At 62.7% G+C, this 23,272-nt stretch carries 22 protein-coding genes; 11 read left to right on the top strand and 11 right to left on the bottom strand.

Annotation, left to right across the window (positions count from 1 at the left end; translation table 11 throughout):
- Positions 1 to 27: 27 nt before the first annotated feature.
- From ACXJ16_RS04120 to ACXJ16_RS04095, 6 genes are all read left to right on the top strand, one after another.
- Positions 28 to 1,332, top strand: coding sequence for an acyl-CoA dehydrogenase family protein (locus tag ACXJ16_RS04120; protein ID WP_463921417.1), 1,305 nt, complete (start codon positions 28 to 30; stop codon positions 1,330 to 1,332).
- Between the two features lie 5 nt (positions 1,333 to 1,337).
- The gene (locus tag ACXJ16_RS04115; RefSeq protein WP_463921416.1) at positions 1,338 to 2,123 is read left to right on the top strand and encodes an SDR family NAD(P)-dependent oxidoreductase; all 786 of its coding nucleotides are present in this window, start codon (positions 1,338 to 1,340) and stop codon (positions 2,121 to 2,123) included.
- A gap of 22 nt (positions 2,124 to 2,145) precedes the next feature.
- Positions 2,146 to 2,901, top strand: coding sequence for an SDR family NAD(P)-dependent oxidoreductase (locus tag ACXJ16_RS04110; protein ID WP_463921415.1), 756 nt, complete (start codon positions 2,146 to 2,148; stop codon positions 2,899 to 2,901).
- A gap of 550 nt (positions 2,902 to 3,451) precedes the next feature.
- Positions 3,452 to 4,273 (top strand): IS5 family transposase, encoded by an 822-nt coding sequence (locus ACXJ16_RS04105; protein ID WP_463921414.1) that lies wholly within the window; start codon positions 3,452 to 3,454, stop codon positions 4,271 to 4,273.
- Between the two features lie 204 nt (positions 4,274 to 4,477).
- A complete protein-coding gene (locus ACXJ16_RS04100; protein WP_463921413.1) occupies positions 4,478 to 6,010 on the top strand; it encodes a hypothetical protein in 1,533 nt (510 codons plus the stop codon).
- A gap of 574 nt (positions 6,011 to 6,584) precedes the next feature.
- On the top strand, positions 6,585 to 7,199 hold the full coding sequence (locus tag ACXJ16_RS04095; RefSeq protein ID WP_463921411.1) for an NlpC/P60 family protein: 615 nt from the start codon (positions 6,585 to 6,587) through the stop codon (positions 7,197 to 7,199).
- Positions 7,200 to 8,004: 805 nt separating this feature from the next.
- Here the strand turns inward: ACXJ16_RS04095 and ACXJ16_RS04090 are convergent.
- Positions 8,005 to 9,492, bottom strand: a complete 1,488-nt coding sequence (locus tag ACXJ16_RS04090) for a KAP family P-loop NTPase fold protein (RefSeq protein WP_463921410.1) — start codon at positions 9,490 to 9,492, stop codon at positions 8,005 to 8,007.
- On the opposite strand from ACXJ16_RS04090, the gene ACXJ16_RS04085 reads away from it, so the two are divergent.
- The gene (locus ACXJ16_RS04085) at positions 9,491 to 10,024 is read left to right on the top strand and encodes a hypothetical protein (protein WP_463921408.1); all 534 of its coding nucleotides are present in this window, start codon (positions 9,491 to 9,493) and stop codon (positions 10,022 to 10,024) included. The genes ACXJ16_RS04090 and ACXJ16_RS04085 overlap by 2 nt on opposite strands.
- Before the next feature lie 157 nt (positions 10,025 to 10,181).
- Here ACXJ16_RS04085 and ACXJ16_RS04080 read toward each other — a convergent pair whose 3' ends face one another.
- Genes ACXJ16_RS04080 through ACXJ16_RS04070 form a run of 3 tightly spaced genes read right to left on the bottom strand, consistent with a single transcriptional unit; the run spans position 10,182 to position 12,828 of the window.
- Positions 10,182 to 10,538: a hypothetical protein gene (locus tag ACXJ16_RS04080; protein ID WP_463921407.1), complete on the bottom strand. Its 357-nt coding sequence runs from the start codon at positions 10,536 to 10,538 to the stop codon at positions 10,182 to 10,184.
- A complete protein-coding gene (locus tag ACXJ16_RS04075) occupies positions 10,535 to 11,341 on the bottom strand; it encodes a hypothetical protein (protein WP_463921406.1) in 807 nt (268 codons plus the stop codon). Before ACXJ16_RS04075 ends, ACXJ16_RS04080 begins: the two co-directional genes overlap by 4 nt.
- Positions 11,341 to 12,828 carry a hypothetical protein gene (locus ACXJ16_RS04070; RefSeq protein WP_463921404.1) on the bottom strand — a complete coding sequence of 496 codons (1,488 nt, stop codon included), beginning with the start codon at positions 12,826 to 12,828 and terminating at the stop codon, positions 11,341 to 11,343. The genes ACXJ16_RS04075 and ACXJ16_RS04070 overlap by 1 nt, the downstream gene beginning before the upstream one ends.
- An 84-nt stretch (positions 12,829 to 12,912) precedes the next feature.
- Between ACXJ16_RS04070 and ACXJ16_RS04065 the strand changes: the two genes are divergently transcribed.
- A complete protein-coding gene (locus ACXJ16_RS04065; protein ID WP_463921402.1) occupies positions 12,913 to 13,968 on the top strand; it encodes a DUF3800 domain-containing protein in 1,056 nt (351 codons plus the stop codon).
- Positions 13,969 to 14,360: 392 nt separating this feature from the next.
- Here the strand turns inward: ACXJ16_RS04065 and rlxS are convergent, their stop codons facing one another.
- Entirely contained in the window at positions 14,361 to 16,556 is a 2,196-nt protein-coding gene (rlxS, locus tag ACXJ16_RS04060) for a relaxase/mobilization nuclease RlxS (RefSeq protein WP_463921401.1), read from the bottom strand.
- A 150-nt stretch (positions 16,557 to 16,706) separates the two neighbouring features.
- On the opposite strand from rlxS, the gene ACXJ16_RS04055 reads away from it, so the two are divergent.
- On the top strand, positions 16,707 to 16,898 hold the full coding sequence (locus ACXJ16_RS04055) for a hypothetical protein (RefSeq protein ID WP_185997746.1): 192 nt from the start codon (positions 16,707 to 16,709) through the stop codon (positions 16,896 to 16,898).
- Between the two features lie 56 nt (positions 16,899 to 16,954).
- Here ACXJ16_RS04055 and ACXJ16_RS04050 read toward each other — a convergent pair whose 3' ends face one another.
- The 6 genes from ACXJ16_RS04050 to ACXJ16_RS04025 all read right to left on the bottom strand — a co-directional run bounded on the left by ACXJ16_RS04050 (position 16,955) and on the right by ACXJ16_RS04025 (position 21,345).
- The gene (locus ACXJ16_RS04050) at positions 16,955 to 18,067 is read right to left on the bottom strand and encodes an IS110 family RNA-guided transposase (RefSeq protein ID WP_463921312.1); all 1,113 of its coding nucleotides are present in this window, start codon (positions 18,065 to 18,067) and stop codon (positions 16,955 to 16,957) included.
- A gap of 260 nt (positions 18,068 to 18,327) precedes the next feature.
- Positions 18,328 to 18,711, bottom strand: a complete 384-nt coding sequence (locus ACXJ16_RS04045; RefSeq protein ID WP_463921400.1) for a hypothetical protein — start codon at positions 18,709 to 18,711, stop codon at positions 18,328 to 18,330.
- 345 nt (positions 18,712 to 19,056) lie between these two features.
- Complete coding sequence (locus tag ACXJ16_RS04040; RefSeq protein ID WP_463921752.1) at positions 19,057 to 19,791, bottom strand: lytic transglycosylase domain-containing protein; 735 nt, start codon at positions 19,789 to 19,791, stop codon at positions 19,057 to 19,059.
- The gene (locus ACXJ16_RS04035; RefSeq protein ID WP_463921399.1) at positions 19,791 to 20,363 is read right to left on the bottom strand and encodes a S26 family signal peptidase; all 573 of its coding nucleotides are present in this window, start codon (positions 20,361 to 20,363) and stop codon (positions 19,791 to 19,793) included. Before ACXJ16_RS04035 ends, ACXJ16_RS04040 begins: the two co-directional genes overlap by 1 nt.
- The gene (locus tag ACXJ16_RS04030) at positions 20,356 to 20,664 is read right to left on the bottom strand and encodes a helix-turn-helix domain-containing protein (RefSeq protein WP_463921397.1); all 309 of its coding nucleotides are present in this window, start codon (positions 20,662 to 20,664) and stop codon (positions 20,356 to 20,358) included. The genes ACXJ16_RS04035 and ACXJ16_RS04030 overlap by 8 nt, the downstream gene beginning before the upstream one ends.
- Positions 20,665 to 21,024: 360 nt before the next feature.
- Complete coding sequence (locus tag ACXJ16_RS04025) at positions 21,025 to 21,345, bottom strand: DUF736 domain-containing protein (protein WP_463921396.1); 321 nt, start codon at positions 21,343 to 21,345, stop codon at positions 21,025 to 21,027.
- A 785-nt stretch (positions 21,346 to 22,130) separates the two neighbouring features.
- Here ACXJ16_RS04025 and ACXJ16_RS04020 point away from each other — a divergent pair.
- A complete protein-coding gene (locus tag ACXJ16_RS04020) occupies positions 22,131 to 22,364 on the top strand; it encodes a hypothetical protein (protein ID WP_463921395.1) in 234 nt (77 codons plus the stop codon).
- A 370-nt stretch (positions 22,365 to 22,734) separates the two neighbouring features.
- Complete coding sequence (locus ACXJ16_RS04015; RefSeq protein WP_463921394.1) at positions 22,735 to 22,965, top strand: hypothetical protein; 231 nt, start codon at positions 22,735 to 22,737, stop codon at positions 22,963 to 22,965.
- Positions 22,966 to 23,272 lie beyond the last annotated feature (307 nt).

The following is a 23,272-nucleotide window of genomic DNA, read 5'->3' as shown; positions in this document are numbered from 1 at the left end:
CACGATATTTGAGGATGAGTATCACACATGGACTTTTCGACCGATCCTGAATTTCAGGAAAAGCTCGACTGGATGAACCGCTTCGTGCGCGAGGAAGTGGAGGCGATGGACCTTCTGTTCCCGCAGGGCAGCGAACAGTTCAACATTCGCAACCGCAAGGCGCGCGCCATGGCGAAGAAGCTTCAGGCGCAAGTGAAGGCGCAGGGGCTCTGGGCCTGCCACCTGACGCCGGAACTGGGCGGCAAGGGCTATGGGCAGGTGAAGCTTGCCCTCATGAACGAGATCCTTGGCCGCACATCGTGGGGCCCGGTGATCTTCGGCTGCGCGGCGCCGGATACCGGCAATGCCGAAATCCTGGCCATGTTCGGCACGCCCGAGCAGAAGGCGCGCTATCTGCAGCCGTTGCTCGATGGCGAAATCTTCTCGACTTACGCGATGACCGAGCCGCAGGCGGGGGCCGATCCCAAGGAGTTCACCTGCCACGCCTGGCTAGAGGGCGATGAATGGGTGATCGAGGGGGAGAAGTGGTATGCCTCCAACTTCAAGGTTTCCTCCTTCGTGATCGCGATGGTCGTCACCAATCCCGAAAATGCGCCGCATGAGCGGATGTCGATGTTTCTCATCCCCTCGGACACGCCGGGGTTGGTCGATATCCGCGACGTGGCGGGGATGAACGACCCGGTCGATCACGGCCATCACGCCTATCTGCGGTTCGACAAGGTTCGGGTGCCGCTGGACGCCATGCTGGGCGAGCCGGGCCAGGGCTTCAAGCTGGCGCAGGCGCGGCTGGGTGGTGGGCGCATCCACCACGCCATGCGCGTGGTTGGCCAGTGCCAGCGCGCGCTGGAGATGATGCAGGAACGTGCCGTCTCCCGCCGCACGCAGGGCCGCCAACTTGGCGATCACCAGCTGGTGAAGGCGATGATTGCGGACAGCGCGCTGGAACTGGAGATGTACCGCCTGCTGGTACTGAAGGCCGCGTGGATCATCGATACCCAGCCGCACGGCGCCGCACGCACGCATATCGCGATGGCCAAGGTGGCGATGGCGCGCGTCTATCACGACATCGTGCGGCGGGCCGTTCACCTTCACGGCGCGCTTGGCACCACGCATGAGACGCCGCTGGCGCGCATGTGGATGGGCGTGCCGATGCTCTCCGTGGCCGATGGGCCGACCGAAGTGCATCAGGTGCAGATCGCTAACGCGCTGCTGAAGCAGACCGCGCCGGCGCAGGGCCTGTTCCCCAGCGAGCACATCCCCAGCCGCACGGCCGATGCGGAGGCCCGCTATGCCGACGAACTGGCCGAGATCGAGCGCGAACTGGCAGCTTGAGCGCCATGTCCCTGTTCGATCTTACCGGCAAGGTGGTGCTTGCCACCGGCGGCATGAGCGGGATCGGCCTTGCCTTCCTGCAAGGCTGCGCGCGGCAAGGAGCGTCGGTGGCGGTTCTGGACCGCGATACCGCAAAGGCGGACGCCGTCTCCGCGCATCTGCGTTCGCTGGGCGCGGGGCAAGTCCATGTGGAGACGGTGGACGTGACCGATGAGGCGGCAGTGGAAGCCGCTTTTGCCGGCACCGTCGCCGCGCTGGGCCGGATCGATTGCGCTTTCGCCAATGCCGGGATCAGCCACCGCGCGCCGGGGTTCGACGATCTGGACAGCGCAGACTATCACCGCCTGCTGGACGTGAACCTTCACGGTGCCTTCTACACCCTGCGCGCGGCGGTGCGGCACATGAAGGCGCGGGCGCGGCAGGGCGATCCGGGGGGCTCCATCGTCGCCTGCGGCAGCCTTTCGATCTATCACGGACTGCCGGGCATGGAGCACTACGCCGCCGCCAAGGCCGCCTTGCAGGCGATGATCAAGGGACTCGCGGTGGAGATGGGGCCGTTCGGCGTGCGTGCCAACATGCTAGTGCCGGGCTTCATCCTCACTGGCCTGACCGACGACAAGCCGGAGACGAAGCAGATCATCGAGCGCTTTTCCGCGATCACGCCGCTGGGCCGCCCAGGCGAACTATCCGATATCGAGGGGCCGGCGGCCTATCTCGCCTCCGACGCGTCCAGATTCCAGAGCGGCGATACGCTGGTGATCGACGGCGGCCGGCTCGTGCGCAACGTCTGACGGGGGAATTATGCCGATTATCATGGATATTACCGGCCGCGTGGCCGTCGTTACCGGCGGTAGCCGGGGGCTGGGCCGGGCGATCGCGCTCGGGCTGGTGGAGGCCGGCGCGGCCGTCGCGGTGGCCAGCCGCAAGCGGGAAAGCTGCGCGGCACTGGTCGCGGAGATAGAGGCGCTGGGCGGCCGGGCCTCGGCCCATGCTTTCGACGCGGCATCCTGGGAAGACTGCGACCGCCTTTTCGCCGAAGTGACCGAACGCTGGGGCGGTGCGGATATTCTGGTGAACAATGCCGGAAAGTCGCCGGTGGAGCCGTCCTCGCTGGAAACCTCTCAGGCCGCGTTCGATCTCATCCTTGCGGTGAACCTGCGTTCGGCGTTCCGGCTTTCGGCACTGTTCGGCGCGCAGATGGTGGCGCGCGGTGGCGGGGCGATCGTCAATGTCAGTTCCAGCGGATCGCGCAAGCCCGAACCTTACTTTGCACCTTATGCTGCCGCCAAGGCCGGACTCAACACGCTGACCGAAAGCTTTGCCAAGGAATATGGCCCCACGGTGCGCGTCAACACGGTGATGCCCGGGCCGTTTCATACCGACGGCACCAAGGCATGGTCTCGCTCCGAAGGCTTTGCCGAACACGCCCGCAAGAACCAGCCGCTCGGCCGCGGTGGGGAAACAGCGGAAATCGTTGGCGCCGTGGTCTATCTGGTCAGCGATCTGGCGTCCTATGTCACCGGGGCATGTCTTGCCGTTGACGGTGGGCATCTGATTGCACGTGGATGACCTGAGAAAGCGTGGGTGGGCAGTCTGACAGCTCGGCTCTTCTGCGGTGCCGCCTCGGCGATCAAAATCTCGCAATAGTGCGCTGTGCTTAGCCATTGTTTCTGCAGCCGACCCATTTAAGACTCTCAGCAGCCAATTTTTGACCCCCAGCTGCTGACGGTCTGCTATTCCGGCAGGTGTCGACCAGACTGCGTCGTTCGCGCGGAGGACCTAAACGACCGGTAGCAGCAAGGAGCGGCCGTTCGAACTTTCTGAAGCAGTCGGTCAGCATGCGCTGACATGGATGAACCCGCTCCGCGGGAGGTTGAATCTGATCGACGGGCCGGAACAAAGAGATGTTCAGGGTGAGGATTGTGATCTTTTGAATGAAACCCTCGCGCTGCCGCTCCGCAGCGGATGCAGCACTTGACCATACTACGAAATACGCATCCGCATGATGTCGGGGCGCCAAATCGATAAGCGATAAGTTGAGTGGTATCAGCAGGTTAGCTTGACGCTTTGGCCTGTCATTGATTCATGGGTTTCGCCAAAAACTACCATGGATTCAACGATGTGGACCGATACCACTCGCGCCCTTCATGTGCGAAGAGGGCTAGCTTTGCCAAGCGATTTGACGGATGCCGAGTGGGCGCTGCTGGAGCCATTGCTTCCACCTGCGTCTCGTGTCGGACGGCCCCGCAAATGGCCATTACGACGCATCGTCGAGGCAATTCTGTACCTACTGCGCGGAGGCCTGCCATGGCGGATGCTGCCGCCTTGCTTTCCGCCGGTGTCGAGCGTGCGGCATTGGTTCTACTTGTGGCGAGACAACGGGCTGTGGCTGACGATAAACCACACCTTGTTGATGATGGCCCGAGAAGCTGATGGGCGAGAGGCTTCTCCCAGCACTGGCGTGATCGACAGCCAGTCGGTCAAGACGACCGAAAGCGGTGGCCTGTGCGGTTACGATGCAGGGAAGAAGATCAAAGGACGCAAACGGCACATCCTGACCGACACCGATGGAAATCTTGTGCATGCCGTTGTGCACGCCGCCGACATTCAGGACCGGGACGGGGCACCGCTGGTCCTTGGAGAAATCGTCAGGCGCTTCCCCTGGCTGCGTCACATGTTTGCAGACGGCGGCTATGCCGGAAACAAGCTCAGGGAGGCCCTGCGCCGGATCGGAAAGTGGACCGTCGAAATCATCAAACGGTCCGATACTGCCAAGGGCTTCGAGGTCTTGCCGCGACGATGGGTCGTCGAAAGAACGCTCGCATGGCTGAGCCGCAACCGGCGTCTGGCAAAGGACTTCGAGGAAACCATCGCGTCCGCCACAGCTTGGCTCTTTATCGCATCCATCCAGCTATATGCTCGCCGCATCGCAAGGCCCTGATTGCCACGCCCGCAATTTTGAATCAGACACTTACAGGACCATTTATTAGGTAATTGTTGAAGAGTACCCATGTGCTGCCGCCAGAACTTAGACCATAACAAAGATAGAGCTAAAAAAATCTTGGATTCATCTCTTCAGCATGATTAAGTGCCGAACAACGATTCGTAAAATAGAGAGATAGCTCACGGCAGGAGGATTGCAAAAATGGGCACCATCACTTTGGACATCCCGGTCAACAAATCCCCCGTTCCTGCCGCTCTCGATATGTTTTACGATTTCTTGGTCACGAATATCCCTCCGGGTCCGAACGATCGCATTGCCATTTTGGGAACGCTCGTCGAGTTCGACATCGATCTTGTATCGGTGCTTTACAATGATTTCGTCGTCCGCGCGTTCGCCGATCGCACCGTGCTTGTATCGCCCACACCAGGTCAGGCGGCGGGTGATTTCGCAGATCGGTACTCGTCGCGTTACACGGACATGTTGGTCTCACTCGTGGCCGCGATCGATGCTGAGCTCGATCAACCTAGCCAAAACGAAATACTACGGCACGAGGCTGCGATTGACGCGATCTCCGCAGATCGCGATAAATACCTCGATCAAATCGAAACGGCCTGGTCGACCGAGATGGTTCGGCTTGGCATCGATCCCACAAAGATCGACACCGACGAAAAGGTGCGCCAGCGCTATGCCACCGAACGGGTCAAGTTCCTGACCACGCGTCGGTATGCTCAAAGGGTCTGGGGTATCGATGGTTTCAATACGAAGATCAGGCAGCGGGAAATTCTGATCGGATCAATTCGACGCAAGGCGTTTCCCGATAATGACTACGCCCAACTTTATCACCAGTATGAGTGGGTTCTGGAAAATAGGGTCATACGACCTCGCACACCCGACCTCGAAATCACTCACAAATGGGATGCGGTGACCATCCAAGATCCTACCAACTATGCTTTACAGGCAGTGTTGGATATTGCTGTTCACACCTCGTCGATAGTGGATCCGCGAACGATCCTGAAAGGGGCAGGCAAACGGGGCTACAGCGTCAGTACGACCAGCACCATCACCAAGGCCCATGACAAGGCATGGCAGGGCTCGGTGGGAGGATCGTATTCCTTCTTCAGCGGTTCGGTCTCCACGCAGAACGAAACTCACTTCCGATCCTCGCTTACGAAGGTCCGAAATGTATCGGTCAATTTCGAGCACCTCGGTGAACTGCAGATCATGCGCGACCAGTGGTTTGCGTCCACGTCGTTGAGCGACAACAAGAGGGTCAGGAAATTCCTGAAATCAAATCCCGCTCTTGCGAAGAAGCTCTCAATCCTGACGACCGGCATCATCATCGGTCGGGGACTGAACCTCACGCTTGAATTCACGGACTCATCCGATGTGCAGGAGTGGGGATCGTCGTCAACCTCCGGAAGCGCAGGGGTAAACGTTTTCGGCGTTCAGTTGGGGGGGAGCGGCGGCAGTAGCTCAAGCTACAACAATCACGAGATTGACACCACGGCAAGAACGGTGACTTTCAGGGACGACCCAACTGTCTGTCGCTTGGTAGGCCTACGCACGACCGCGCTGGATACGGGTTCGTCGACTCCGTTCTATTCAGCAATGAACGAGCCAGCATGGCAGTCAGATAGCATCGTCGAGGCAATCAGCAGCCAAAATGTCGCCGGCAAAGTGATCGACCTCTATGAGGCGCTGATTGCCCAAGAAATGCGCCTTGGGAAAAGCTGACGGAGCGGTATGCGCAATTCAGGGGCACAGCGGCTAGCACGGGTCGGCTTCCTGCCGTCACGGGCTGGTTGGGCCCCGCGATTGCTCCCGGTCGGATTGTTGTTGGCATTGCCTGGCTGCGTGACAAGTCGGGCATTCCCGCTGTGTGTCTATGGCCCAGACCCTAGATATCCAACATTTCAAACTCTTCAGGCTGCGACGACGGACTATGTCAGGGAAGTGGCCGGCCCCCGTTCTCGAGTTGGATTTTCTCCGTCCCAACGCGTTGTGATCGTTCGGGCAGAACGCAGCAAATTGAAGGCGCTTAGGCAAGTATGGGCCATTTCTGCGTGTATCGGCCCCAATCGGTATGATGTCGAATATCAACAGTACAAGGCTTGCCTGAGATTTGTCCAAGCTGGCCTCGAAAACAATGGCCTCCCGCCATTGGGAACGAATAGCGACGGCATGGGGACGGATGTCTTGTATTGTGGCAAGCCGTTGGCAGTTCGATCACGAATTCGTTAGAGATTGACAGCGTGGGCGCAGCCGTCTTTGCGCTTCTTCAGTCTTAGTATTGCGAGGAGTCTGTTGGATGAATGGCGAGCTTGTCAATCCACCGGTCGTTAGCACCGATGAAATCAAACAGATTGTGGAGCAGTCGTTTTCCGAACTACGCGGAACACTGGAAGGCGGCGGCAAGTTCTTCCCCAACGGCATTGGCGAAATCACCTTCGTCGTGTCGGTGGGAGGAAAGGATCTTCCCGTGTTCAAGGTGGATGTCGCCATTCGCGAGCGGAAAAAGGAAGGAGGCGGCGAAAACGCCGATGTTGCTTCGGACTGCGCGATCCAAGCGATGGCGCGCTCCCCCGCGGATCGGATCAAGGAGGCGAAGCGATTGCTCAAGGAGGGAAAGGTCTACACACTCGGCTGCAGCGGCTTCATCTGCGCTGTCCTGGGTATTTCACATGAACAGGCCAATGAACTTATCGGGGACGATGCAGAACCTGTCGGCAGCAAACCGCCTTACACCAAACTAAAGCCCGGTAACATTGTGGGTTGGCAATCGACGACCGGTTCCGGACACGTCGCGCTATACGTAGGAGAATCGGACGACGTGTCTTTTATTGACGTCCGGGAGCCAGGCGCCCGGCCGCGGGCAAAAAATGGCTACTATGACCATGAGCTTTTCGTATCTCACCGCTTTTGACCGCGGCCTCGGCAGTACCCGTCAGGGCGACCAGATTGCACAGAGGACAAACGTGATTCTGGACTAGGGGGTGGTTGAGGTGCGTCCGCTGGCGACTTACCAAAAGTCAAGATGCCTTCGTGACCTGCATAAATCTTGACTCCAACAGGGTTTCCGGAGAGGTCGACGATGACCGCTGTATCAAGCGGCGCGCAACCTGCGAAGACGCACTCAGCGCTACGCGCCTTATCACGCTGATCTCGACCAAACTCAATCATTCTACAGGGCACTGGGCCGACGTGCTTGTCATTCTCTCTGACGTGCGATTGCCAAGGCGGGGCGAGAACCCAAGGAAGTCTGGTTTGGTGCGGTGACGGACAAGCATACTCCAGATATGCCAGTATCATCGTCCGCTTACCACCCGGCGCACCCCAAACCTGGCCTTTCCGGACGCCGCGGCACAGCCGTTCCCAAGGGCCACGGCCGGCTCGTAACCGGACGGGCAGCTATTTGATCGGAAGCTGCCTTCAGATTACGGAGCGGCGAACGGCAGCAAAGTCCCACGCCCTGCCCATCGCAGCCGACCCGATTGAGACGTTCGCTTCTACCTGCACGGATATCGCAGTCCTGACAGGAGTAGTCATTCAGATTGCTTCAGGTCAGCCCGCCTGGCACCGCCGACATACCCGACGATCAAGCCGCGTTCCTCGCTCCATTGATGCGGTTACAGGTTCATTCGCCTCGGCGTCTCGAGTAGACTCGTTCCGGCGCAAGGCGTTTGCGCGTCAGGCCACGTGGCGCCGGTGCCCTCCTGCGCAAGGCCGGTTTATCCAGGAGGTTCCAGCTGGGGGTTCGTGAAGCGCGCCACTGCCGCCAGCAGTCCGGGATAGCCCCTCGGCGTGGCTATAGGGTACGAGCCGTCAGACTTTGGGCGCGATCTGGAGATGAATCTCGCGGCATAACTGTGGTCCTCGGCCCGTCGCTCCTCAAGGTCCCGATCCGTCAGCTGCGCCGCCTCGTGCAGCTGCATCGTCATTTCGTGAAGCGTCACTTCGGTCACATCCGAAGATTGAGGGGTCCAGTAGGGAACGTAAACCCATTTGCTAGTCACGACAGCCTGCGGGATCGTGCCGGGAGGGTGCCCCTGCACGACCGCGATCGCGAGGGGCAGCAGGAAATGCAATTCGATGAGCGAGCCCTGGGCAAGGACCGCCGAGGTCTGCAGCACGTCGATCAGGGCGAAGGCATCGCGTGCACCCAGCCCGTAGACCCGCATGTACTCGGCAATGAGCTCCGGCACCGAAGGGTCCAGATCCCTCAGCTGCGACAGCACCAGTCCCGGCCATGTAAAGGCCTCGCGTCGAAGCGCCGCCTCATCGAAGAGCTTTGCCACCAAAGGCGTGAGACCGGGCTGCGCGAGGCTGTACTGCCTGTCGATGAAGCGGCGCAGATAGGCGCGCCCATCGAACGTTGAGCCATAGGCGCCGCTGACCGAGCGCGCGAGCTGCTCGGAATGAATGGCAAAGATGAAGATCAACCCGGGCACGTCGAAGAGATGCTTGATCTCCTCGAGCAACCGGATGGCATAAGTGGGTCGGCAGCGATCCAGCTCATCGATGACGATGACGATCGGCGCATGCTGCGCTGTGCCGTCCAGCGATGCGACAATCGCCGCAAGGCTCTCCTTCATCTGCTGGACAGCGGCCTTGCCCTCCTCGAATGCAGCTATGCGCTGCGCCATCAGCGTGTGGTTACCCACGCCCTTCAGCGCTGCAGCCGCATCCTCGATCGTTCCCTTACCGACCTCGCCAAGACCGTCATTCACGGCATCCCTGACGTCCTCGCTGACGCCTGTCAGCAGTTCCTCGGCAGCGTCGACCGCCTTTCCCGTGATGAGAAGACCGGCGCCGCGCCGCAACAGTCCCCAGCCCATGATCTTGGCGACACGGCCAGAGGTCACCATGAAATCCTGAACCCGGCGGCCGATCTGCGGATCGGTGACAAACGGGTCGAGCGCCGCCTTCAGGGTTGCGGCGAGCGCGGTAAGCGGTTCATCGGTCAGGTCGTCCGCCCAGGCATCCACGAAGGCCACCGGGTGATTGAGCCCCAAATGCTCGGCCAGCCGTTGCAGGAAAAAACTCTTCCCCTCGCCATATCGCGCATCGACCGCGATCGTGTAGGCACGCTTGTCCTCTCGCATGACGGGGCGCGCGGCAACACTTTCCATGTAGGCGATAAGCTGCTCGGCTTCCTCCCGGCGCGAGAAGAGATCATCAGCCCAGATTTCAGCCGGATTGCGTTTTTGCGTGGCCATGCAGTCCTCAAGCAGCGCGAAGTCTCGTTCCCTGGTCGCAGCCTATGAGGCCGAGCTCCTGTATGAAAGCCTTGCTTTGCGAAAGGCATGCGATGTGAAAGGCGTGCGGCCTGGTTGCGAGCACGATCCCTTCCATGCCTATCCATCCGACCGAGCCTATGGGGCGTTCCTTGCAATCGTCAGGGGGGCTGCCCACTTTGCCAAAGCCCCACGGGACACGCTTGTGCGAGACCAGTGGTGGGGCGTCACAGGGACCGTGGGTGGATACGTCCTCGCCGCCGTGATGAACCTAGGCGGGCTTTGTCCCGCTCTCACCTGGACCGCCCTGGCGATCCTTGCAGCATGCCGGTTTCTGGCGCCGGGTAACAAGGCCGGAATGCGAAAGCACGATAACGCAAACGATACGAACGAAGGAAACGACAAGAAGAACGAGGTGGTAGATATGGGCAAATCGATGATCCGCGAACTCGCGAAAGCAGCACCGATCACGGTGCTTTTCCACACGGTTGGCATTGACGCACTGTCCCTGTGACGCCCCATAATCCCCCACCCATTGATTTTTTGGGCCGGCCACGCGCGCCGGCCCTTTTTCTTTGCTGCCGCGCCGTCTCATATCGCCCGCGCCGGCTTCTTTGTACGCCGCCAGGGCGACGATGGGTCAGTGGGCGGTCGGCCGCCGGTCCGACGGTTCAGCGCAAGTGTTGCTGGAAGAACCGCTCAAGGGCAGCGGACAGGCCCAGCGTCAGCGCCGGAAGTTCAATCTCCTGGTCAGCGACGCGATGCGGGGCCATGCCGTAGACGCGATCAGAATCCTCCGGCGCGCGCACGCGCCGGGTCCGATAGATGTTGCGCCAGACCCCGTCATTCCAGGACCGGTCGAGTCCCAGCGCCGCTGGGTTGATCGGGCGCCATACCGGCACCGGTTCGTACTGATGCTCGGCGTAGCCGGTTTCGATACCCGCTTTCAGGTTGATTTCACGGTGATGGATCACCCGGCTGATCTTTGCGTCGCTATCGCCGATCTGCACCATTCCCCTGGTTTTCATGGACGTTTCCTTGAGGTTGACGAGGCGACGCGCCGCTTGCGTGCGCCCGGGCTTTCAGCCGATCGCTCCGAACGAGCGGGACCGCGGGTGCGAAGCATGTTGGCGCCGATCTCCACCATCCCCTCCACGCTCGAGATCTCTTCCGGCTCGCCGTCGAGACAGAGCGCCGGATCGCGGCGATTGACCTGAAAGCCGGAGGGAATGGCTGGATGGCTGTGCGGATTGAGCTTCATGAAGAACTCGCATCCCAGGGCAAAGAACGACCAGGTATTGTGCCCAAGCCCCCACGCCTTGCCCGGTGACCACATCACTTCGTGAAGAGGTTGTCCCTGGCTGACAAAGCGCCTTCGCTTGAGCATCAAAGGCGGGTCGTATGTCGTGAGGTTGCCAAACAGCAGTCCCCGCAATCGCGGTTCGGCCGGGCCCAGGTCGTAGTTCTCGCGCGCATCGCGGCCGACCTGCGAAATCCCCCGGCGCCAGATGCACGCGGCGACAAAGCGCACCAGAAGATCGGGGCGCGGATTGGGCACACTCCAGAAGCCTGCGTTCATGAGGCTTGTCCCATGCCGCTCGAAATTGCGCACGAACCGCACCCCGTAGTCATCGGCCGGGCCCAGCATCTCCTCATGCCGCAGACACAGGATCGACTTGTCGAAAAGGCCCTTGGCCTGAAACTTCACCCCTTCTCTGAACCGGCTACCCTCAAAAGCATGCTGCTGATCGCCCGCCACGGTACGGTAGAGGGCCCGAGGCAGGATATGCGCCTCGATAGTCGCGCTATCGCCGCAGATTACGCAGGCCATCAAAGCGGCCAGAGCCAGTAGCCGCCAGGGACCATCGCCCCCTCGGAAAACAGGTGGTGCATCGCCAGCGGCTGCGCCGTCGCGTGCGAGCCAACCTTGTAGGGCGCGCTCGACTCGGTAAGAGCGCACGACTCGTTGGGGTGGGTCGTGTGCTCGGGCACCATGTAATTGCCATAGACCCAGCGCAGCCGGCTCGCGCCTCCATCGAAAGACTGAATTTCCAGACGATTGAGAAAGTCTCTCAGCGCGTCCGCGCCGTTGCCGCCCACAAGCTCGTAGCCCACATGGACCACGCCCGGACGATCACCTGGAAGCTGGAGCGACGCCTTGGCCACCATCGCGCGAAAATGTTTCGCCTTGCGCCTTGCCGCCTCACGCGAAGAACTCAGCCAACGCACCACGCTCAGGCGCGATACGTCCGCGGCATGAAACGGTCGCTCCTTGCTGGGCGTCCAATCACCGTCCACGCTGTGGTCCGCCCTGGCATTGTACCTGCCGGTCGCCACTTCGATCATTCTGCTCGATCCAAAGTACAGATCATCGCATGCGAGCACCCCGCGCAAATCCTCCCAGGCAACGGGCCTGACGCTGCCGCTCGCTGTGTCATCGCTCCATTCGACAGCGCGGCCCTCACGCATACCGTCCGCGGCGCGGCGCACGAGATAGTCGTCTGGCACCGCAGACAGTTCCACCTGGAAATCGACGTCGATAATCGCCGAAAGCCCCCTTTCCTTCGAGAGCGCATGGACGGGCGCTGCGAGCCGCTCGCTCTCCTCACGCTCGCCCAGGGCATATTGCGATGGTCCGACCCGCTTGCATTCCACCGCCCAGCGCCGACGGCCCTGGCGAACATTGAGGTCGTGAGTCTTGCCCTTCCCGGGACTCTCCGGCACGAACTCGACCTCAGACCATCCCATCCGCTTGTAGGCCGCCGCGACCAGCAGTTCGTAAAATCCATCGTCGGGCTGTTTTCGCCCGTCGCTCATCAGCCGAAAGGCTCGCTCCTGCGCCCCGCCGATAGCCTGCAATTGCGGCAGCAACTGGCCGATGCGGCGAAACACCGGTGCGAGCCTGTAAGCCTCGGGCTCATACCAGTCAGCGCGATCGCTGGCGTAGGCACGCGCCTGGAATACGTACCACGCGGCAAGATCATCCCTGTCGTATAGCGGCACGCGATTGCCGACCTGCCATTGCCCGCGCACGCGATGAAAACGCTCCCGGACCGCCTCGAGCCGCAAGTCCCAGTCGGCCTTCGAGAAACCCTGGGTAAGCCATTCGATCGCATTGAGGCTGTCCGTGCAGCGCCAATCCTGACCGTCTCGCTGTGCTATCCATATCGGGGAACGCTGCATGGCCAGGAAAGTACCCTCCGCCTGCGGCAATGCAATCGCGATGGTGTGGCAAGGCGCGGCTTTTCTGTGAAGTGCCCGGTGCAAAACCACTGGACTGGCCCGCGCCGTACAAGACATGATGAGCGTATGATCCAATTCGCTTGCGACCACGCCGTGATCGGCGGACTGCCCCCCATCCCCCTTGCTCGGGTGTGGCGCGGCCGGGAGCCTGCCTGAGCCATGGAGTGTTTCCGGATCGACGAGAGCGGCTACACCGGCTTCGACCTCCTGAGCCGCGATCAGCGCTTCCAGGGAGCTGCAGCGATTGCAATCGAGGACGAGGACGCTGCCCGCCTCATCAAGCACTATTTTCCCAAGCTGCAGGCGAGCGAACTGAAATACCGCGCGCTTTCGCGCCGTGCGAGCAACCATCCGCGACTGCTCGAACTGCTGGCCGAATTGCTGGGCACATACAAATCCGTGACGTATGTCTGCGACAAACGGTTTTTGTTGATCCTCATGTTCTGTGATTACGCCGTCGAACCCTGGTATAAGGAGCGCGGCTGCAACTTCTACGAGGACGGGCAGAACTACGCGATGGCCTCGCTTCTGGCGACGGCGGGGACAACCTTGCTGGGCAAGGGCGAATTCGAAGCGCTGCTTGCCGCATTCCAGCGAGCGGTGAAGGAAAAGACGCCGGCGTCCCTAACGGAGCTGGTCCAAGCGGCGCGGGCGACATCCTGGCACGCCTTTCCCGAAGCGCTCGGGCCACTGGCCCAATTCGCGGCGCCCGAATGCCTCTTCGCAATTGCCGCCGATGGCGTGAGCACGGACGCTGCGATGGTGGTCCTGCAATCGCTGATCACGCGCATGGAAGTGATGTGCTCGGGGCCCTACCGAGTGGAGCACGACCAGTCCAAGAACCTGGCAACCTACAACGATCTTCTGCGCCGGCTCATCGACCATGACGAAGAGATCGAGCTTCGCCAGTCCAGGATCGCCAGCTTCAGCTTCCCGCTTAAATTGACCGAGGTTGTGCAGGTCGATTCAAAGACAAGCCCGGCGGTCCAGCTTGCGGATGTGATGATTGGCGCTGCCCTTGAGGCTGCCAATATCATGACCGGTCTGCGCCCCGACGGCCTGGACCCGGAAAAACTCATGCCGCTCTACGCCGAGGATCAATTCATCCACCTGATCCCGAGCGTAGATTTTGCCGAGAACAAGGAGTTTCGCAAAGGCACGCAGGCCGCAGAGGTCATCGACTACTTCGCGGCGAAATTCGGACGCGATATGTAAGCAACGACGCACCGCGGGGGTGGGGGCTACAACTCACCGTCGCCAACCTGTTTGACGGGCGCTATTCCCCGGACACGGATGGCATCGACCGCGTGACGCCCGACAATCCCCGCAACTGGGGGCTGACGCTTTCGCTCACGTTCTGAGTGCCGGGGAAGTGTAGATTTGGAATGCGGGCTCACCCTCTTGCAATGAAGCGGTCGTCCGACTTCGTATCCTCCAGGAGGGTGGCTACATCGATTACGCGGTGTCCCAGTGCTCGCGTGCGAGAAATGCTCACGAACTGCAGCCAGGACCGGCAGCTTACTCCAGTAGGTCGCTCCGAAGCCGACATTCCGGAAAGTCCCAATGTCAGCCATTCCGAGGTCTTGCCGAAAACAGCCGGCTAAGCCTTATTGAATTCCCGGTCCTCCCCGCCCCCGCCCGATCGTCCAGTTGATGCCGTCCGTCCGCATCAGACCCGACACCGTCTTGCCAACCTGCTTCTCCAATGTCGGGCGCCAGGGAACCAATGTAAAATCCCGGCTCCGTTCGATCAGCGCATGCTTGCCGCTGACCAGATCGACGGAACGCCGATAAACACCCTCGATACGCTCGCCTTGCCTGGCCTCTCGATAGGGCCTGCCAAACTCCTCCTCCAGCCCACCCGATACCCGCAGCAATTCACGGCGGCGCAGCGCGTCCATCATGCCATCGGCAAACACAGTCCGTCCCTTGCTCTCCTCTGCGAATCCCTGTGCCAGCAGCCACTGCCGCCGCCGGTCCCTTGCGTTCGACAATTCCTGCCCAAAGCCGGCCTCACGTGCAGGCTGAGGTGCTCCAGAAGCGAGGTCGCGATCGATCCAGGTCGCCGCCTCCATTCGCTCTAGCTTTGCCAGCGGCTCTCGGGCCAGCACTTCGACTGCAACCGGACGGTCCTTGACGCGTGCCTGTTGCCACGTGGCAACGCGTTCAAGATGGTCGCCAGAAATCGTCCAGCGCCCGGTGGGTTCACGCACGACCAGACCGCTTTCCCGGCGCATCGCTTCTAGCCGCCGAACATGGGCCTTGGCATAGCTCTGTGTTGCATTGGGATCGTGACGCAGATGGAGATCGATTTCGTAATGCCCGCCATTCGCGGCCGCAACGGCCGCGATCGTGCGGTCGACCTCACGGACGCTGGGACGCTGGGGCTGGATCCTGACGATGGAGCCGGCGAGCGAACTGGCTTCGTCCGTCCCGGCGTGAAGGCCGCCCTGCCCGGCCTTGCCAATCGGCACATAGTGGCTGCGCCCATCGGCGGCGTCGATGATGAGGTAATGGCGATCCTCGAATTCATCGGCGAGCCCACGCGAAAGGACACGCCCAACCAACGGCCTCGCGTCTTCCTGCGAAGGATCGTATATCACCTGATCGACTGCCGCTCGCGCGACCTTCAGGCGTGTGAATTCGCGTTGCATGGTGCGGATCACATCGCCCCGTTCGCCCATAGCGCGCAGAGTGTCTTCAAGGCCCGCATTAAGCCGATAGCGATCACCGCCCAGGTGTTCGGCCAGATCCATCCGGACGAGGTGGGCAAGGCGCCCGGCCCTTACCGATTGCTGGAGCGGGTCGAGCGATCTCGCGGCGACCTCCCGGTCCGGCCCCAACTCCGCCAGCAATGCGCGATCGATCGACGTCAGACGCTGCTGGTCGATTTCGGCGCGGAGGCCGTCTGCGATTTCCCGGTCCGAGCGAGGTCCCAAATCGAGCTCGATGAGATCCGCCGCCCGCTCACGGATGCCGCTCGTCAGATAGTCGCGGGCGATCACCAGATCCTTGCCTGCGGCATCCTTTCCGCGAACCACGATATGCGTGTGGGGATGGGCCGTATTGAAGTGATCGACCGCGACCCAATCCAGCTCCGTTCCGAGGTCCATTTCCATCTGTGCCATGAGGCGCCGCGTGAGTGGCTTCAAATCCTCGTAGCGGTCCCCGTCCTCGGGCGAGACGATAAACCGGAACTGATGGCGATCGCCTGCCCCCTTTTCGAGGAAGTCCTTGCCGTCCACCGCATCGAGATCGCGCCCATATAGCGATCCGCGCTCGCCGTCGCGGGTCGTGCCATCGCGCTGAAGATATCGAAGGTGAGCGGCTGCCGCCGCAACCCCCTTCCCGCTCAGCCGGACAATGCTAGCCTTCACCACCACCCGGCGACGATGGGAGCCTGCCATTCCGCCCCTGCTGGCAAGCATCCGGCCGACGCCCGCACCGCGTCCGATTTTGCTGCCCGTGAACCCGGATCTGCTGCGTCCTTTTGTGGCGCCTCCACGAGCCAGATTGGCCGCCGCCAGGACCCTGCCGATGTACCTACGTTCGCCCTTGCTTCCCTGCGCTTTCTGGCGGCCAAGTCGGGGGAGAAAATCTTCATCGTCAGCCATCGCAGATCGCTCGCATCGGGGGATTTGCCCTGACGATGCCTTGAGCCTTGCTGCATGGAAACCGGTGCCGTCCAGGGCCGCACAAACCCTGGCTCCAAGCTCCCCATGACACTGCCGAATCGCCGCCAGTGCCGTCCAAAAACCTGAAAAATGGCGTGCAGACAACAGGTTATGGCGGACCAGTGCCATGACTTTATCTTGCCGTCCTAATCGGTTCCGGTGCTGTCGTCTTCGTCGCCATCGCCACTTCTCCATTCTACGCCATCGCAGTCGTCCGCGCCATTCCGCCGAGGTCTCAAGCCGCGCTGGCGCGTCTCCGGTATCGAGGTTCAGTGCGCCGTGCAGTCCTCCGCGCTCAGCGACGGGCTGTTCCAGCTGCATCAAAGCAGCATTCCAACCGCCGCGGCGCACCCTTTGATCGGCAAGACGGAGCAACATCACAGGCATTTGGGCGCGTTCCGGAGCCGCTCGGTGAAGAGCCCCGTTCGCAAGCAAGATATCGCGCTTTCCGTCGTCGATGGTCTGCACTGATCCTCATCCGCCGGAGCGGATCTCCCTATCGGTTGGCGGTCACTCCCATGGCGTTGTCAGCCGTTGGCGACGGGCGCGGTTTTGGCCAGCGCGCCCAGCAACCGACGGTCTTTTACGGTGGCCCGAGCGGCGATGTCCTGCGCGCTCGCCTGCGCATCGCCCATGTAAAACGTGCCGTCCGTCCACATCGCATGCATGATCACCGCCAGCTTGCGGGCAACCGCCACGGTCGCCTTGCGGTGATTGCCGCGCTTGCTCAGCGCCAGCCCCCAGGTGCGCAGTTTGTCCTTGCCCTTGAACCGCGTGAGCAGCGCCGAGGCGGCCTCGTAAAGCGCGCGCCGAACGTCGGCATCGCCCGCCTTGCTGATGCGTCCCTGGACATCGATCGACGACCCCGACTGCCACCGCCGAGAGGTCAGTCCGAAGTAGGCGGCGACATCCCGGGATCGTCGGAATCGGCCCGGATCATCGATCGCCGTCATGAAGCTCAGGGCCGCAATGGGCCCCACCCCCGGGATCTGCAGGAAGCGGCGGCACAACTCGTTTGCCGCGACGACCCGGATCACCAGCTTGTGCAACCGGCCATACTCGATCCACAGGGCTTCGCGCGCGGCCAGCATCGCCTCCATCAGCTCGGCGGTCAACGCGTCGTCCGCTACCGCCTCGCGCACCGCCGGGGCAAAACCAGTGCGGCCAACCCCTTTGATCCGGATGCCGAACGCCTTGAGCGAATGGCGGATGCTGTTCTCGAGATCGAGAAATTTGCGCTTCAGGTTGCGGCGCTGGGTCAACAGCAATCGCAGCCGATAGCACGCCTCGCTTTTCACGAAGGCCGTCCGGTACCAGCCGGTGCGGATGATATGGGCGATCCCCAAGGCGTCCGCCGCGTCGGTCTTGTTGCGCTGCGCCGCCATCGCCGCACGGACATGGCGCGTCTCCAGACAGACCGCAGGGAGGCCCAGCGCCGCCAGTTCCGGATGTAGCCAGGGCGACAGCGCTCCGGCCTCGTGGCCGACCCGCCGCAGCCGCCGCACATAAGGTTTCAACGCCAGGTACACCGCCTCCGGATCCGTCGGCACCGCCACGCGAAGATGCACTTCGCCCTTGTCGTCGACCACACAGATCGCCGTCTCGTCGACCGACACGTCGAGGCCCGCAAAGTACTCCATCGTCCGTCTCCTGCGTTGTTTCACAGGATCAGTTTGTACCGCAGATGCCGCCACCACCGCGCCTCCCGGTTCGCCGGAACCCTTGCCCCGATTACGGAAGGCATTACGCCCGCTCACCCCTCTCTCCCCTCACAACCGGCAATCCCACCTCGCCGCCCTGTTCCTAGAGGCCGCCCCAACCAGAGGCTGTTCTCGCAAAAAAAGGCCGGGACGCGAGCCCCGAAGGCACCCACGTCCCGGCCCGAAATCCGGCCCGCGCCTCATCGCAGGGCTGCGTATGCCTCGCGCGCGGAAACTTCGCTCGCGCATGCCCGCCGCGCCATCAGCCCGTGCGTCCGGCCATCGCCATCCACGATGCTCACCGCCGCGTACCACGCCCCGTCCAGGCATCCCACGACCGCCACCCGGTCGAGCTCGATCTCGTCGCTCTCCGGACATTCCGCGCCGTATTCCCACCCGCACTCCAGCGCGCCCAGCCACCGCTCACACACCCGCGCCTCCCACACGAAATCGGCCTCCTCCGCCGCTACGAACCGCGCCGCAAGCGCCTCTCCTGCGCCCCGCCCGAACTCGATCTCCAGCCCCGCCGCAAGCTTCGCAAGCACCCGATCCGCAGCAACGCCGATGTTCGTCCGTACCGTCATAACAACCTCCTACGCTAGCGCGTCCCCGTCCTTCGAGGACCCCAGTCTTCGGACGGTCGGCGCGGTGGCTGTCAGGGCCGCGCCGGCTTGCCGGTGCGCCGCGAAGCGGCGGCGGAGGAACCGATTTTGTTCCAGAAAGACAAACAAACTCGCGCGCGAAGCGCGCTCAATTGCTGGGGCAAAATTGGAGGGGCCGCCGGCCTTTACAGCCGCCGCAGAGGCCGTCACACTGGGAATTCCGAGGAGGGCGGCTTACCTCTCGTCCTAGCGCACGGTCGGGGCCTGGGCTCTACGCCTATCCCGGTTTCGTCATGCGACACCGCTTCGAGCATGACGCCGTGTGGGTCAGCGATTGTTCACCGCAAAGAGAGGATCGGGAAGCACGTTCGGCATGCCTGCCGGGGTGGTTTCCTCATCGCGAGATGCTTCCGGTCCCGCCTGCGAAGTGGCGATGAAGATCGTCTGGGACGTCGTTTGCTCAGCCCCTGAACGCGGCATGGCCGTTCGCCCGATGATGTCCCGATTGTCCCCGGCGATCTGTCTGCCGGTGCCCGCAACCGATGCCAGGTATGCCCGCGTCTCGGCAGGCAGCGGCCGCCCCGTGGCGAGGGAGGCAGCATATCGACCTGGGCCGACATTATAGGCCGCGAAAAGCCCCGGATAGCCGAACTTATCGTACATCTCGCGGAGGTACGCGGTGCCCGCGAGGATATTGTCGCGGGGCGCATGCGGATCGCTGCCGAGCCGAAGCCGGCGGCGCAGGTCGGCCCATGTTTCCGGCATCAGTTGCATGAGGCCCATCGCGCCGGCGGGAGAGGTGATCGGGCGTCCACCGAGGGTCGTGCGGCCCCGGCTTTCGGCGCGCATCACCCGCTCGATCCAGACGGCGGGCACAGCGAACCGCTCGGACGCCTCGGCGATTTCGGCATGCCAGCGAGAGACGGCATCGGCCTCTTGCGCGCGAGGCGCCCCCGCCGGAACGAGACTGGCCGGAAGCAGCGCAGCAGTTAAGACGACCTTGATGGATCGTTGCCTCGTGCGGCGCCCCAGAGGCGCTGGCCCACGCTGCGGCCGCAGCATCACGGAAGCCACAGGGGGCGCGCCTTGCCGACGATGTCGCTTTCTCGGGTGATACCGAAATAGCGTCCATCGAAGCTGTCGGGCCGCAACGTCATCAGCAGGAAATAGCTGCCTTGCCGCAAGCGTAGGCAGCCCTCCCATTGCGGCAACGGGCGGCCCGAAGGGTCAACCGCAAGCCGGTGCGCGGCGACCTTTCCGTCGATCGTCACAATTTCAGCACGGGCGCAGACGGTGTCCCCCGCCGCCCCTGCAACGCGCTTCACCAGCGGCACGCCGGAAGGCAAGTAATGCCGATGAGCGGCCAGGGTGCGCGCCGGTTCGGGCGGCCAGGCGACGACCATGTCGCCGGGAGCGAGGTGCGCGCCGGGTGAGACCAGATAGAGGCCTACCGGCGCACTGGCACTGTGGTTCCACACGAGACGCGGGGTCGGCGGAAACACCAGTGTCAGGTTCAGGGCGGCAATTCCCGCCCCCACGGCCACGGCGCGGCGGCGCAGCACGCGGCGGCGGAGACGGGCCGCGCGCAAGGCATCGCCCCAGGCGAACAGGGGCAAGTTGCGGGCGTCATTCATGGCCGCCTCCTGTAGAGGTGGAGAGCGACCAGGCATCGAGATCGGCGATGTGATATCGCCAATCCCGGCCATGCTTGCGGCACTTGGGGCCGGTCCCTTTCTTGCGCATTCCCTTGAGGGTAACGACGGCCAGGCCGAGGTAGAACGCAGCCTCCTTGGCGGTGAGGAAAGGGCAGTCGCTGCGCGCTTCCTGCGCACGGGAATTTGGCCGGGACCTGCGCATGGAGAATGGCCCGACTGGCTTGCCCGGAGGCTCGCTCTGCTCGCGCGCTACCGGCCTTTTTTCGAGATCGTCCCTCATGATTTCGCTCCCTTGAGGCAAGCCGGAAAGCGGCCTGCCGACGAGGCGGAATGACGGCTTGGGAAGGAGCGCGGCAGGGTCGAAAATCGACATGTGCGATTTCGCCCCCCCTCTCCGGGACGAACACAGCGAGCAAAAATCGATCGTGGCGAGAGCCGCCGAACGGGTCGGATCGGCCCCAACTTCTACGCCTTGCGGACAGGGTAGGCATGACCTGCTACCGCAAATGCGCCATGGCCCGAGGGACAAACCGGCGAGGCGTTCGGCCGCAAACTTCCCGCGCGGCGATCGCTCGCAGCGATCCCCCGCACCGGGCTATTTCGAGGACCGGTACGGGGCGCGCTAGCGCGGATGGCGCCGTCAGTCGGCGGGGTTCCAGATGATCGCGAAGGTGTCCTCGTCGTCCTGCCCGGCGGCCCGGCCGAGGTTCGCGTAGAGGCGCCGGGGTCCGAATTCCGGGGCCGCGAGGCTCAACGAGACGTAGTCGTTCCCCGAGCTCTCGCTGCGGCGAAGCCACCCCGCGCCGACCTCCACGCCGCCCGAGGAAACCCGGTAGTCGGGCTGGGCGTCGCTGGTCTTGCGAAGGTTGGGCGCGATTTCGATCTCGGCGCGGATCGAGAGCGTGCGAAGCTGGCCCTTGAAGCTGCGGCCATCGCGAGTGACGTATCCGATTGCAGGCATTGTTCGTCTCCTGTCTGGGGCGTCCCGGACCGATTTCCCGGACGATGGCAGACCGCCCGGAACGGCTCGCCAGGGCCCGCGAACCGTAAGGCCGGCGCGCAGCAGAGGACCGGAGGAACCCGCCTTATTTGAGAGCGAAGCGGCCGCGAGGAGCCCGCCTTGCGGGCGGGGAAATAAGGCGGGGTCCTATGGTTTCGGCGGGACCGCGACCGCTTCCAGGTCAATGCCTTTTGGATCCGGGAACGGACCAGGTGCCCATGGCAGGAGCGCAGAAAATGCCATGATCGGATGCTGTTCGGGAGTGCTTGCAGCTTCGTGGAACGGCGCAGCCTTTCGTCCGGCGAGAGCGGCCTCGCGCCCCTTCGCCCAGGCCAGAGGGGCACAGACCGGTCAAATCGGTATTCCATGCGGCGCGGACGCGCGCGCCGTGGCCGAGCGGCGCAGCGAAACCTCGGTTGAACGAGCGATTTTCCGGGCATGTGCGATCTGGAAAATTCGCACCCAGGCGCTGACGCGATTCGGCGGCCCCGGGCCGGGCGGGACGACGAAGCCGACCGTATGATCGGGCGGCTCCCGCCAGCTTGCGCCCACCCCAAAAAGGCGTCCTCGCCGGGTCCTCGATGAGGCTGTGTGCGGCGGGTTTGGGCTGACCGCGCCTAAAAGGCGGTTTGCCGCAGCCGGACAATCCGAGCAGCCACGACTGTCTCGAATTCGACGCAGCACAATGCTATCTCGCGCCTTCGTGACAAGGACGTTCCAACGGCCTGCACGATGGAGGAGCCCGAATGGATATTTACACGCTGAAGTTCCCCGATGAGGGGAATGCGGGCGCGCTGCGTCTCGACTTCGACGCGGAAGATGCAGCCGACGCACTGGTTTTGGCACACCGCAAGGTCGATGAGGTCCGCAGTGGCCGGGCGGCGGAACTTTGGCAGGGCGCCCGCAGGCTCTGCTCTATCCGCCGCACCAACCGCGAGATGGCCGAAGGAATTTCCCCGACGCGGTTCCAGACCGCCTGACCGGAATACGCCGCGATGCATCGCAGCATCGGCGGGCCTTTACCGGGCGATTTCCGCTATGTTCCGAGGCCGCCGGAGCGCCGCGTTACCCGGCATCCGGCTGGTGCGGATCCGGCGAAGTCGCTGATAATCTGCACGCGCTCAGGCCTGCGAAAACCGTGTTTCCACGGGCCTGAGCGCGTCCCCCCGCCACTCGACATGCGTTCGCCGTACCGGGCCCCTACGCCGCGGGAGCGAGATCGGGGCGCCCCCGTCCCACCGGCCGCGCTTCGCGCGAACGATGTGCAGCTTCACCCGATCGGCACTGGTGCGCCGCGCTGGATCAAGGCAGAATTCTGCTGCGAAAATCCTGCCGCAGGGAGAGTTGGTGATGGATGAAGATGCCGTTTTCGCGCTTGGAAGCGCGCTTGCCGCGATAGCCGGCCTCCTCCACGAAAAGGGGGTCTGTACCGCGACCGAGATTTCCAGTTCGCTTGCACATGCCGCGATGGTTCAGCTGAGGGCGGACGAGCAATACCATGCGCGCGGGCACTACCTCAAAGCCTGGGCGGTATCGGAAAAGGCTGCAGCCGACGGCATGAGCCCCGCCCCGCGCCACTGACCTGGTTCACCGTTCATTTCGGCCGCATTGCAGTGCGCATCCAGGCGCAACAATTGTCGCGGCCCACTACAGTGTATCGGCGGCGGAATTCTGCCGTTTGCGACAGGAACCATTCAGGGAAATTTCTCTCGATAGGTGGTGCGGGACGCGGCGCAAATCGAAGGAGAACACCGATGATATCGACTATTCTGGCAGGCTTGCGTTGCCGGTTCGACCGGCACAGGCCCGAGCACGGCAAAGTCTTCTGGGACGGTCTGTGCTATGTCGGAAGATGCGAGGATTGCCGGGCGGCAATCCGCCGCGCAAG

It is taken from the genome of Novosphingobium sp. TK71 (genome assembly GCF_055361505.1).
The sequence above is the reverse complement of the archived record's forward strand: the minus strand, read 5'-3'. Positions and strand labels throughout refer to the sequence as shown.

Excerpts from the sequence above, each read along its gene's own strand:
- ACXJ16_RS04100 (WP_463921413.1), top strand. The coding sequence starts at position 4,478 with ATGGGCACCATCACTTTGGACATCCCGGTCAACAAATCCCCCGTTCCT.
- ACXJ16_RS04105 (WP_463921414.1), top strand. The coding sequence starts at position 3,452 with ATGTGGACCGATACCACTCGCGCCCTTCATGTGCGAAGAGGGCTAGCT.
- ACXJ16_RS04085 (WP_463921408.1), top strand. The coding sequence starts at position 9,491 with ATGCAGTCCTCAAGCAGCGCGAAGTCTCGTTCCCTGGTCGCAGCCTAT.
- ACXJ16_RS04115 (WP_463921416.1), top strand. The coding sequence starts at position 1,338 with ATGTCCCTGTTCGATCTTACCGGCAAGGTGGTGCTTGCCACCGGCGGC.
- ACXJ16_RS04110 (WP_463921415.1), top strand. The coding sequence starts at position 2,146 with ATGGATATTACCGGCCGCGTGGCCGTCGTTACCGGCGGTAGCCGGGGG.
- ACXJ16_RS04040 (WP_463921752.1), bottom strand. The coding sequence starts at position 19,791 with ATGCTGCGGCCGCAGCGTGGGCCAGCGCCTCTGGGGCGCCGCACGAGG.
- ACXJ16_RS04035 (WP_463921399.1), bottom strand. The coding sequence starts at position 20,363 with ATGAATGACGCCCGCAACTTGCCCCTGTTCGCCTGGGGCGATGCCTTG.
- ACXJ16_RS04015 (WP_463921394.1), top strand. The coding sequence starts at position 22,735 with ATGGATGAAGATGCCGTTTTCGCGCTTGGAAGCGCGCTTGCCGCGATA.
- ACXJ16_RS04050 (WP_463921312.1), bottom strand. The coding sequence starts at position 18,067 with ATGGAGTACTTTGCGGGCCTCGACGTGTCGGTCGACGAGACGGCGATC.
- ACXJ16_RS04045 (WP_463921400.1), bottom strand. The coding sequence starts at position 18,711 with ATGACGGTACGGACGAACATCGGCGTTGCTGCGGATCGGGTGCTTGCG.
- rlxS (WP_463921401.1), bottom strand. The coding sequence starts at position 16,556 with ATGGCACTGGTCCGCCATAACCTGTTGTCTGCACGCCATTTTTCAGGT.
- ACXJ16_RS04095 (WP_463921411.1), top strand. The coding sequence starts at position 6,585 with ATGAATGGCGAGCTTGTCAATCCACCGGTCGTTAGCACCGATGAAATC.
- ACXJ16_RS04120 (WP_463921417.1), top strand. The coding sequence starts at position 28 with ATGGACTTTTCGACCGATCCTGAATTTCAGGAAAAGCTCGACTGGATG.
- ACXJ16_RS04075 (WP_463921406.1), bottom strand. The coding sequence starts at position 11,341 with ATGGCCTGCGTAATCTGCGGCGATAGCGCGACTATCGAGGCGCATATC.
- ACXJ16_RS04030 (WP_463921397.1), bottom strand. The coding sequence starts at position 20,664 with ATGAGGGACGATCTCGAAAAAAGGCCGGTAGCGCGCGAGCAGAGCGAG.
- ACXJ16_RS04020 (WP_463921395.1), top strand. The coding sequence starts at position 22,131 with ATGGATATTTACACGCTGAAGTTCCCCGATGAGGGGAATGCGGGCGCG.
- ACXJ16_RS04080 (WP_463921407.1), bottom strand. The coding sequence starts at position 10,538 with ATGAAAACCAGGGGAATGGTGCAGATCGGCGATAGCGACGCAAAGATC.
- ACXJ16_RS04065 (WP_463921402.1), top strand. The coding sequence starts at position 12,913 with ATGGAGTGTTTCCGGATCGACGAGAGCGGCTACACCGGCTTCGACCTC.
- ACXJ16_RS04025 (WP_463921396.1), bottom strand. The coding sequence starts at position 21,345 with ATGCCTGCAATCGGATACGTCACTCGCGATGGCCGCAGCTTCAAGGGC.
- ACXJ16_RS04090 (WP_463921410.1), bottom strand. The coding sequence starts at position 9,492 with ATGGCCACGCAAAAACGCAATCCGGCTGAAATCTGGGCTGATGATCTC.